This is a genomic window from Mesorhizobium sp. P3_A9 (assembly GCF_056402975.1).
On record NZ_JBFUGJ010000210.1, the window covers coordinates 1 to 10,537 of the forward strand.

At 64.2% G+C, this 10,537-nt stretch carries 10 protein-coding genes; 3 read left to right on the forward strand and 7 right to left on the reverse strand.

Annotated features, from left to right (window positions below; all coding sequences use genetic code 11):
* The coding region (locus tag AC1DX0_RS23670; protein WP_477357031.1) for an exopolysaccharide transport family protein at positions 1-1,804 on the forward strand (1,804 nt) is incomplete at its 5' end.
* Between the two features lie 27 nt (positions 1,805-1,831).
* On the opposite strand, the gene AC1DX0_RS23675 is transcribed toward AC1DX0_RS23670, so the two are convergent.
* From AC1DX0_RS23675 to AC1DX0_RS23700, 6 genes are all read right to left on the reverse strand, one after another.
* Positions 1,832-2,668 (reverse strand): GNAT family N-acetyltransferase, encoded by an 837-nt coding sequence (locus AC1DX0_RS23675; protein WP_477221189.1) that lies wholly within the window; start codon positions 2,666-2,668, stop codon positions 1,832-1,834.
* A gap of 6 nt (positions 2,669-2,674) precedes the next feature.
* Entirely contained in the window at positions 2,675-3,421 is a 747-nt protein-coding gene (locus AC1DX0_RS23680) for an aspartate/glutamate racemase family protein (protein WP_477221460.1), read from the reverse strand.
* A gap of 2 nt (positions 3,422-3,423) precedes the next feature.
* A complete protein-coding gene (locus tag AC1DX0_RS23685; protein WP_477221190.1) occupies positions 3,424-4,242 on the reverse strand; it encodes an ABC transporter permease in 819 nt (272 codons plus the stop codon).
* A gap of 1 nt (position 4,243) precedes the next feature.
* Positions 4,244-5,152: an ABC transporter permease gene (locus AC1DX0_RS23690; RefSeq protein ID WP_477221191.1), complete on the reverse strand. Its 909-nt coding sequence runs from the start codon at positions 5,150-5,152 to the stop codon at positions 4,244-4,246.
* Between the two features lie 211 nt (positions 5,153-5,363).
* A complete protein-coding gene (locus AC1DX0_RS23695) occupies positions 5,364-6,653 on the reverse strand; it encodes an ABC transporter substrate-binding protein (protein ID WP_477357033.1) in 1,290 nt (429 codons plus the stop codon).
* A gap of 34 nt (positions 6,654-6,687) precedes the next feature.
* Entirely contained in the window at positions 6,688-7,776 is a 1,089-nt protein-coding gene (locus tag AC1DX0_RS23700; protein WP_477357035.1) for an ABC transporter ATP-binding protein, read from the reverse strand.
* A gap of 262 nt (positions 7,777-8,038) precedes the next feature.
* Here AC1DX0_RS23700 and AC1DX0_RS23705 point away from each other — a divergent pair, with 262 nt between their 5' ends.
* Positions 8,039-8,752 carry a GntR family transcriptional regulator gene (locus AC1DX0_RS23705; protein WP_477221193.1) on the forward strand — a complete coding sequence of 238 codons (714 nt, stop codon included), beginning with the start codon at positions 8,039-8,041 and terminating at the stop codon, positions 8,750-8,752.
* Positions 8,753-8,755: 3 nt separating this feature from the next.
* Here AC1DX0_RS23705 and AC1DX0_RS23710 read toward each other — a convergent pair whose 3' ends face one another.
* Positions 8,756-9,985 (reverse strand): GNAT family N-acetyltransferase, encoded by a 1,230-nt coding sequence (locus AC1DX0_RS23710; RefSeq protein ID WP_477221194.1) that lies wholly within the window; start codon positions 9,983-9,985, stop codon positions 8,756-8,758.
* Between the two features lie 91 nt (positions 9,986-10,076).
* Between AC1DX0_RS23710 and AC1DX0_RS23715 the strand changes: the two genes are divergently transcribed.
* A partial coding sequence (locus AC1DX0_RS23715) for a polysaccharide deacetylase family protein (RefSeq protein WP_477357037.1) occupies positions 10,077-10,537 on the forward strand: 461 nt, incomplete at its 3' end.

The following is a 10,537-nucleotide window of genomic DNA, read 5'->3' on the forward strand; positions in this document are numbered from 1 at the left end:
GTTCGCCGCCGCCATCCCCGATGCCATTGCCGCCGCCTATATTGCCGGGCAGGGCGTCGCCAAAAGCGAATCGAACACCGCCGCCGCGGACTTTCTGGCGCCAGAGATCGCCGACCTGTCGAAGCAGGTCCGGGATGCGGAGGCCAAGGTCGCGGCCTACCGCGGCCAGTCCGACCTGCTGATGGGCGGCAACAATGCGGTTCTTGCCACGCAGCAGCTGGCTGAGCTCTCGACCGAATTGTCACGGGTGCGGGCCAACCGCGCCGCGGCCGAAGGCACCGCCGACAGCGTGCGCAAGGCGCTGCAGAATGGCGGCTCGCTCGACTCACTGCCGGAAGTGCTGTCGTCCGACCTGATCCAGCGTTTGCGGGAGCGGCAGGCCGAGCTGCGCGCCAACATCGCAGATCTGTCGACGACGATGCTCGACAATCATCCGCGCGTTCGCGCCGCGAAATCACAACTGGCCGATCTCGATGCACAAATTCGCAACGAGGCCCAGAAGATCATGAAGGGCTTGCTGATGCAGGCCGATGCCGCCAAGGCGCGTGAAAGCCAGCTCATCTCCGACGTCAATCAACTGAAGGCAGCATCGGCGCAGGCCGGCAACGAGCAGGTCGGTCTCGACGCGCTGCAGCGCGATGCCGCCGCCAAGCGCCAGCAACTCGAACTCTATCTGACCAACTACCGCGAGGCAGCTTCGCGTCAGGACCGCAACTATGTGCCGGTCGACGCCCGGGTCTCCTCGCCGGCTTCGGTGCCCGCCGAACCGTATTTTCCCAAGGTTGGGCCGATCGTTGGCGCAGCTGCGGCGGCTTCGCTTCTGCTGGCCGCAATATACACGCTGCTCAAGGAACTGTTCTCGGGCCGCGCCATGCGCCCGGCCACCGGCGCCCGTTTTGCGCCCATCGATGAAGTGGCGATGCCGGCAACTGCCCGGCAGGAGCCAACTGCCCACCAGGAGCCGGCCGCTCCTCTGGAGCCATATGCACGCCTGGAGCCGGCTGTCGCCAGCGAATTCGTCAATCGTGCCGCCGAAACGCCTTGGCCAGAAGCGGTCACTGAACCGGTCATGGAAGCGGAGATGCTGGCGCAGCCGCAGCCGCAGCCTGTTGCCGCAGCCGAACCCGTGGCCAAGGCTGAGCCTGTCCCAGCGGCAGAATCGGTCGCCGAGCCGGAGCCTGTCGTGGAGGTCCAGCGGCCACGCTCGGTGCTCGGCGAGATCGACATCGAGAAGGCCGCAGAAAAGCTGATCGCCAGCGGGGCCGCGCGCGCCATATTCGTTTCGCCCGAAGGCGACGAGGCGGCCGCATCGGCGATCCTGGTGGCGCGCGAGGTGTCCGACGCCGGCCTGCGCGTCCTGCTGCTCGACCTGACCGCCTCGGGCGCCGCCTCGCGGCCGATGCTGGACAGTGGGCTTTTCCCCGGCATCACCGATCTGCTCGCCTCGCAGGCTCAGTTCAGCGACGTGATCCATGCCGATCTCTATTCCGACTGCCACGTCATTCCCGTCGGCACCGCCGATCCGGTCCGCGCCATGCGCGCCGCCGACCGGCTGCCGATCATCATGCAATCGCTGACCACCGCCTATGACCTGGTGGTGGTCGAATGCGGGCCGGCCGACGCGCAAGGTATCAGCCGCCTGGGCGGCAATGCCACCGAGGTGTTCCTGTCCATGCTCGAACCGGACGACGAGGTGACCCAGGCAGCGGTCAAGCTGATCGAGAGCGGCTACCCCGATCTGACGCTGGTGACGCCGCTTGGCCACGAGCCACCGGGCACGCCGGGCCGGCGCTCCGCCGCCTGAAAGAGTCGCTGTTCAACGGCGCTCGGCCTAACCCAGCTCCAGCGTCGTGACGCCGAATACCCTGTTGGCATCGAGCTTTGGTGGCGTACCTTTGTACATGCGGGTGGTGCTGAAGGTCGGTGAGAAGCCCGTCGCCTCGAGCGCTGCGATGAAATCCACCTGGGTCGCCGGAACGTCGATATTCAAGTCGCCTCCGTCGCACGCGCCCGCCAGCTCCCCGAGCAAGTCGAGTGCTGTCTGCGTGTCGTCGGCGAAGAGCGGGCCGACCTTGAAGCCGCTGCGGCAGGATCGCCCCACCGCATAACCCGCCATTCCCCGCGATGTGATCGCTGACAGGGAATGGTGAGGCGCCTGCAGCCATTGCTGCAGGAAAGAGTGCCGGGGTGCGGGAAAGCAAAGCGCGTCATACCAGGTGATGTCGGGCCCTGGCTGAGCGGTCACCATGCGAGCCCGCTCGGTACTGACGGGCAGAGCGGCAGGGCGTCCGCTGTAACGGACGGTCTCGTAGACCGGCCTGAACCCCTTGCTCCGGTAGTTGGCCTGCTGCTCTTCGACGCCATCGAGGCCGATTGTGCGACCGCCCAGCCTGTTCATGCCGGCGGTCCACACCGCCTTGCCATAGCCCTTGCCGCGCATGTCCGGACGGCAGATGTAGAGGCCGATGAAACCAAAATCGCGCCCATAGGCCACCGCCGAGATTGCGGCGACCATGTCGTTGCCGACAAACGCGCCGATGAAACCCTCCGGATCCGCCGCTTGGAACCTCGCTGCATCGTCAAGACCTGGGTTCCAGCCCTCGGCTGCCGCCCAGTCGATGAGGTCGGCCAATTCCGCCAGCGACAGCGTGCGGATGATCGGTTGCATGGTGTTTCACTCCGCCGCGACAGCTCCGGGCGAGAATGATTTCAGCATACCAAGATACGGCTTGGCCAGCGGGCTGGCATAGGCACCGCGCTTCGATGTCGACAGGCCGAGCGCAATCAGCGCTTCGGCCTGCTTGATCGCGGCGCCGACACCGTCGATGACAGGCAGTCCGAAATCCGCCTGCAACTGGTGAGCAAGGTCGGCCATGCCGGCGCAGCCAAGCACGATGGCCTCGGCACGATCCTCCTCCACGGCCCGGGCGATCTCGTCGCGCAGTTTGCCGATCGCCCCTGATGCCGGATCCTCGAGTGCCAGCACCGGAATGTCGGCGGCCCGCACACGCGCCCGTCCCGACATGCCGTAGCGTTGCACCAACCCCTCCACCGGCACGCGTGAGCGTTCGGTGGTGGTGACGACGGTGAAGCGCTGGGCGATGAAGGAGGCTATGCTGAGAGCTGCCTCGCAGATGCCGATGACCGGGATGTTTGCCATGGCCCGCGCGGCGTCGAGGCCCGTGTCGTCGAAACAGGCGATGATGGCAGCTTGAGCACCTCTGCGTTCGCCGGCCGCGATCTCCATCAAAAGGCCAGGCACGGCCAGCGCCTCGTCATAATAGCCCTCGATCGAGGCTGGTCCCGTGGACGAGGTGACGGCGACGATTTCGGTCTGGACGCCGGCGACGCCGCGCGCGGCCGCCGCAATCGTCTCGGTCATGCTCGCCGTCGTGTTGGGGTTCACCAGCAGGATCTGCACGATCACACTCTCGCCCGGCGGCGGCCGACATAGAGGATGGCGCCCAGCGTTATCAGGATCACCAGGAAGGAGAATACGGTGGTCACCGTGCCCAGCGCGTAGAGCACCGGCGTCGTGACATTGGTGGTCATGCCGTAAATTTCCAGCGGCAGCGTGTTGAACGTGCCTGAGGTCATCAGTGTGCGGGCGAACTCGTCATAGGACAGCGTGAAGCCGAACAGGCCGACGCCGATCAGGCTCGGCGCGATCATCGGCAGCACGACATGAGCGAAGGTCTGCCAGGAGGTGGCGCCAAGGTCGCGCGCGGCTTCTTCATAGGCCGGCGAGAAGCGGTTGAAGACGGCGAACATGATGAGCACACCGAACGGCAAGGTCCAGGTCAGATGCGCGCCGAAGGCCGAYGTATACCAGGCCGGGCGCAAGCCCACCTGCTGGAAGACGACGCCGATGCCCAACGAAATGATGATGGAGGGCACGACGAGACTGGCGACCGCCAGATAGAACAGCGCGGTGGCGCCGCGAAATTTTTGCCGGAAGGCGAGGCCGGCGAGCAGCGACACGACGACGGTGACGACCATCACCATCAGGCCCAGCACCAGCGAACGCTTGAAGCTGCCGCCGAAATCGCCGACCGCCTGGCGCTCGAACAGATTGGCGAACCAGTGCAGCGACACGCCGTTTAGCGGGAAGGTGAGGCCGCCGGTCTCGCCCTGGAAGGAGAGGATCAGGATCGCCGACAGCGGGCCATAGAGGAACAGCACGAACAGCGCGAAGAAGGCGGCGAGCACGTAGAATTCGAGGGTGCGTTTTTCGTGGCTCACGTCAAAGCTCCCGGCGGATATCGACGATGCGCAGGATGCCGGCGACCATCAGCAGCACCAGCACCAAAAGGACCACGGCGTTGGCGGCGGCGGCCGGATATTGCAGCAGCGACATCTGGTTCTTCATCATCAGCGCCACCGACGCGCTCTGGCCGCCCGACATCACCTGTACGGTGGAGAAATCGGCCATCACCAGCGTGACGACGAAGATGGTGCCGATCGCCATGCCGGGCTTGGCCAGCGGGATGATGACGTTCCACAGCACCTGCCAGCCAGAGGCGCCGGCGTCGCGCGCGGCCTCGACCAGCGAGCGGTCGATGCGCATCAGCGTGTTGAAGATCGGCGTCACCATGAACAGCGTGTAGAGATGCACCATGGCCAGCACGACGGCGAATTCGGAATAGAGCAGCCATTCGATGGGTTTTGGCACCAGACCCATGTGCACCAGTGTCGAGTTGATCAGCCCGTTGCGACCGAGCACCGGGATCCACGAGATCATGCGGATGATGTTGGAGGTCAGGAACGGCACGGTGCAGACCAGGAACAGCACCATCTGCATCGCCGTGGTGCGGATGTGGAAGGCGAGGAAATAGGCGACCCAGAAGCCGATGAACAAGGTCAGCGCCCAGACGATGGCGGCGAATTTGATGGTGTTGAGATAGGTCTTCCAGGTGACCCATGAGCCGAGAACATCGGAATAGTTGGTGGTCAGGAAATCCGGATACATGGCGGCGAAGTCGTAATCCCAGAAGGACACGACGACGATCATGATGATGGGCAAAAGCAGGAACGCGCCGAGGATCAGCGCCAGCGGAGCCGACTGCAGATAGGGCGTGACGGCGCCGATGGAGAAGCGTCGTCGTCGGGCGGGCTTCGCAGCGATTGCGGGGCGTTCGAGCGCGACTGTCATCTAGGCTCTCGGTGCAGGTTTGCGGAGCGGCCTTTCCTTCTCCCCCTGTGGGAGAAGGTGGCCTCACGAAGTGAGGTCGGATGAGGGGTGTTGCAGCTTGGCAATGACGGTACTCCGTCACGCACCCCTCATCCGTCTTGGCGCTGCGCGCCAATCCACCTTCTCCCACAAGGGGAGAAGGGGAAGAGAAGGCGCGGCGGCGCTTGTTCCCTTACGCCGCGATGAACTCGTTCCAGCGCTTCACCATGTAGCGGTCCTCGTCCATCACCGAGTTCCAGCAGGCGACCTTGCCCATGCGCTCTTCGAACGAGCCGCCATCGCGCACGGCGCCGGCCTTTTCCATGACGGTGCCGTCCGGGGCCTTGATCTCGCCCTTGGCCGGCTTGCCCTCGATCCAGTAGCCCCACTCGTCCTCGGTCATGAACTTCTTGGCCGAGACCATGTTGGCCGAGTAGTAGCCCTGGCGGTTGAGGTAGCCGCCGACCCAGCCCGACGTGTACCAGTTGATGTATTCATAGGCCGCGTCGAGTTCGGCGCCCTTGAGGTGGGCGGCGAGGCCAAGGCCGCCGCCCCAGGAGCGGTAGCCTTCCTTGAGCGGCTGGAAGCGGCAGGCAATGCCCTTGGAACGCACGGCCGCCACTGCCGGCGACCACATGGACTGGATGACGACCTCGCCTGACGCCATCAGATTGACGCTCTCGTCGAAGGACTTCCAGAAGGCGCGGAACTGGCCGGCCTGCTTGGCCTTGATCAGGAAGTCGATCGTCTTGTCGATCTCGTCCTTGGTCATGTTGCCCTTGTCGGCATATTTGATGTTGCCGGTGGCTTCCATGATCATGGCGGCGTCCATGATGCCGATGGACGGGATGTTGAGGATGGCGGTCTTGCCCTTGAAGGCCGGGTCCATGATGTCGGCCCAGGTGGTGATGTCGCGGCCGACGAGGTCGGGGCGGATGCCCAGAGTATCGGCGTTGTAAATGGTCGGCACCATGGTGAACCAGTTGGTCGGCGCCTTGGCGAAGGTCTTTGAGTCCTGCGCCTCGACGAAGCCGACGGTATGCGGCGCTGTGCCCTGGGCAATCACGCTGTCGGGAGTGAGTTTGCCGGTTTTGAACAGCGGCACCAGCTCGTCGTARTATTTCAGCTTGCTGACATCCATCGGCTGCAGCACGCCGSTGGGGAACACCTTCTTGCAGATCCAGTATTCGATRTCGGCRATGTCGTAGCTGTCGGGCTGGGTSACGGCGCGCTGGGCGGCGGCGTCGGAATCGGTCGCCGTCATCTCCAGCGTGATGCCGAGGTCGGCCTTGCACTTGTCGGCGATGGCGTTGAGGTTGGACACACCGGTGCCGAACTGGCGCAACGTAATGTTGGACTGCGCCCAGATGGTCGGGAAGCCTGTAATCACGCCCGAGCCGGCGGCGAGGCCGACGGCGGCCGCACCCGTCTTGAGCAGCGAGCGGCGCGAAATGCCAGTCTTGGTTTGTATGGTGTCTGTCATGTCTATTCCCCTGTCTTGTTTTGCTTGGTTGGAGTCATGGATTGAGGCGGCCGAGGACGATCGCGTCTTGCGGATCCCAGGCGAGCGGTACGGCGTCGCCGATGGCGACGGGTTTGGCGAAGAAGTCGGAATCGTCGACGATGACGGTGAAATCGTCGATGCCGGCGCCGGTTACCGASAGCTTCACCGTGGCGCCGCGATATTCGATGTTGGAGACGATGCCGGTGAAGCCGAGGCCAGGCGAGGGCGCGTCGCCGATGCGCACATGGTCGGTGCGGATGGCAATGTCGATCGGCGCGCCCGCGTCCTGGCCTTGCCCACAGGCGGCGAGCGAGCCACCGCCATTGACGTCGAAGACGACCATGCCGTCGCGCGCGCCGGTGACCCGGCCGGAGATGACATTGTGATCGCCCATGAAGCGGGCGACAAAGGCCGTGGCCGGCCGCTCGAAGACGTCGCGCGGCGGTGCCGCCTGTTCGATGCGGCCGTCATTCATCACCACGATCAGGTCGGCGAGCGCCATCGCCTCCTCCTGGCTGTGGGTGACATGGACGAAGGTGATGCCGAGCGAGGTCTGCAATTTTTTCAGCTCGGCGCGCATGCGGATCTTCAGGAATGGGTCGAGCGCCGACAGCGGCTCGTCGAGCAGCAGCGCTTCCGGCTCGGTGATCAGGGCGCGGGCCAGTGCCACGCGCTGCTGCTGGCCGCMGGAAAGCTGCGCCGGCCGGCGCGTCGCATAGGCCTCCATCTGCATCAGCTTCAGCATGTCGAGCGCCTTGGCGCGGCGCTTTTCCTTGTCGACGCCCTTCATCTTCAGGCTGAAGGCGACGTTGTCGATAAGGTCGAGATGCGGRAACAGCGCATAGGACTGGAACATCATSGCSGTGCCRCGCTTGGCYGGCGGCAGRTCGGTGACGACGGTGTTGCCGAGCCGGACATCACCAGACGAAATGCTTTCGTGGCCGGCAATCATCCGTAGCGTCGAAGTCTTGYCGCAGCCGGAGGGACCAAGCAGGCAGCAATAAGTGCCCGCCGGTATCTTCAGGCTGATGTCCTCGACGGCGGTCGTGGTTCCATAGACTTTCGAAACGGACACGATGTCGATCTCGGCGGCTTTGGACATTCAGGCTCCCCGTTTGGTCGCATTAACCAAAGCATCATGCGTGCCAATCTCGGGATGAACGGACAAGTCTTTGAATTGTCTGGAAAATCAGGATTTACGGCTGTTGCCTATCCGGGAGGCCGTCTTGTGCATTGCACAAATTATGGGCGATTGTGCGCGATCTGCACAAGAATCGTATGCAATTTTTTTTGCCTTCGTGTTCACTTTGCCTCTCGTGCGGGAAGGACGAGTCGCGTTAGAAGAGGGCGGGAACACCATCGCCATGAATATTGCCGATCAGATCTATTCCGCCACCGACAGCGCCAATCAGGATCGCGCTCAGGCGATCCGCGACAATCTGCGCGACGCCATCGTCGACCGCCGGCTGGCGCCGGGCACCAAGCTTTCGGAAGGCGAGGTCGGCACGCTGTTCGACGTGTCGCGCACCGTGGCGCGCGCTGCCTTGCAGATGCTGTCCTTCGAAGGGCTGGTGCGCACCGAGCGCAACCGCGGCGCCTTCGTCGCCAACCCTTCGCCCGAGGAGGCGCGCCAGGTCTTCGCCTCGCGCCGGTTGATCGAACCGGGCATTGCCATTGCCGCCTGCGGACGCGTCACATCAGCCGACATCGTCGCCTTCAAGGCGCAACTCGACGAGGAAGGCCGCTTCATCGCCGAGCGCGGCCCGACCGCGCGGCGTTCCGAGATCAAGGCGTCAGGCGATTTCCATCTGCTGCTGGCCTCCGTCGCCGGCAACGCCATTCTGCAACGCTTCATGGAGGAGCTGGTCGCGCGCTCCTCGCTTGTTATTGCGCTTTACGGACGGTCCGGCGTGTCAGCCTGCGGGCACAGCGAGCACACGGAAATTGTCGGTGCACTGGAGAGCAGCGATTGCGAGCGGGCAAGCCGCTTGATGCTGCACCACATCGATCACATCGAGGCCGATCTCGACCTTCGCGTCAGGGCCGGCCCAGCGCTCCGCGAGGCTCTCAAGTTCTGACCGCTAGTTTTCGTCGTCCGTGTGAGCGGGCGCTGGCTGCCCCGCTGCCTTGCGGCGCAGCATCTTGGTCAGCTTCCAGATTGTCGGGCTGTTCTTGACGAAGGCCTTCAGCCGCGCGCCCTGGCGCAGCGTCTGCGCCAGCGCGCGGCCCTTCAGCGTCAGCGGCACCAGCACCTCGAAATGCCGGGTTTCGATATCGCACCATTGCCGCTTGTAGGGCTCGTCACCGACGGAGAAATCATAGACGGCAAAACCCTTCTCGCAGGCTTCCTGGATGTTGTCGAAGAACAGGAAATCGCCGGGACTGCTGTGCGCGAGATCGTCCTCGGCGATCGCGCCGAACTCACAGATCAGGCGCTTGCCGGAACGGCTCGATCCGGTGACGGCGCGCAGCTTGCCGGCAACCTCCAAGCCATGCAGCACGAAAGAGGGCGTGTCCTCGGCCAGGGCTTGCGTGAACAGCCCTCGGAAGAAGTCGCGGGTCTGATCGTCGCCGAAGACGTTGGCGATGCCCATCTTGCGGAAGCGCTGCTCCTTCATTTCGAAGAAGGCGTCGAGCAACCTGTCCACCTCGTCTGAGGTGTGTGCCTCGATGCGCCGGTGGCTGCCGACGACCTCGAACTTGCGCGTCTGCGAACGATGTTTCTTGCGTTTGCGCTTGCCGCTGGCGCGCAGCAGCAAGGCATCGAAGCCACCGGCAAGATCGACGGCCAGCGAAAGATTGGGGCTGGCGAAATGGTCGAGCGATGCGAGCGGATTGGCGATGCCGTCGAGATCGGGCAGCAACCGTTCCAGCGCGATGAGATCGATGTTGGGGCGGGCCTTGGCGATGGCGGCAAACATCGAGCGGATGGCCGTGATGTCAGCCCTGGCCAACCATTGCCGGTCGGCCGCTGCGAAATTACCATTGGCATGGCGGCCGCCCATGAAACGGGCAACCCGGAACGGCCCCTGGCTTACGACCTCCAGCGCCAGCGCGAAGACCGGCTTGCCTTCAAGAGAGAGCGTTGCGACGAGGAGATCGGGCTTGAGCTCAGCGGCCCAGTTCAGGATCCATGTCGCGCCCTGAGCCGGCGCATAGAGCGCCGAGCTGCAAAACCCCGCATAGGCCGCGAGCCCTTCGGCTGCGGCAACGGAAACCGATAGCACCTCGGCATCCTTCGGCAGGGCGCGTGGCGAAGCTTCGGTCGCCGCAAGCCGATTGCCGTCAAATGACGCCATTGCGTCAACCATACCTCAATCCTTAAGGCGTATTGATCCCGATTTGGGGGAGCGCTCAGGCGTGTTCCGTGCTTGGATCAGCCTAGGCGCAAAAGGTGAATGAATGATCGACGGTGGGGAGGCAATCCGGAAGCTGGCGCTCAATTTCGCGCGCTATACCGGCCTCGCACCGCTGGCCAGACCGTTTGTCGGCGGCATCGGCGCCATCCTGATGCTGCACCGCGTGACGGCGACACCGGAGAAGCCAAACAGCGTCAACCGTCACCTCAACATCGCGCCCAGTTTCCTCGACGCGGTGATCGCCGGCATGAAGGCGGACGGCTATGCCTTCGTCTCGATGGACGAGGCCGTGGAGCGTATCAAGGCAGGCGGCAAGGGCGGCCGGTTCGCCACCATCACCGCCGACGATGCCTATCGTGACAACATGACCGAGGCCCTGCCGGTGCTGGAAAAGCACGGGGCGCCGATCACCATCTATGTCGCGCCCGGCCTGATCGACGGCACCGCCGATCTGTGGTGGGACGTGGCTGAGGACATCGTCAATGCGTGCGACCGCCTCACGCT

Excerpts from the sequence above, each read along its gene's own strand:
- AC1DX0_RS23675 (WP_477221189.1), bottom strand. The coding sequence starts at position 2,668 with ATGCAACCGATCATCCGCACGCTGTCGCTGGCGGAATTGGCCGACCTC.
- AC1DX0_RS23690 (WP_477221191.1), bottom strand. The coding sequence starts at position 5,152 with ATGACAGTCGCGCTCGAACGCCCCGCAATCGCTGCGAAGCCCGCCCGA.
- AC1DX0_RS23705 (WP_477221193.1), top strand. The coding sequence starts at position 8,039 with ATGAATATTGCCGATCAGATCTATTCCGCCACCGACAGCGCCAATCAG.
- AC1DX0_RS23710 (WP_477221194.1), bottom strand. The coding sequence starts at position 9,985 with ATGGTTGACGCAATGGCGTCATTTGACGGCAATCGGCTTGCGGCGACC.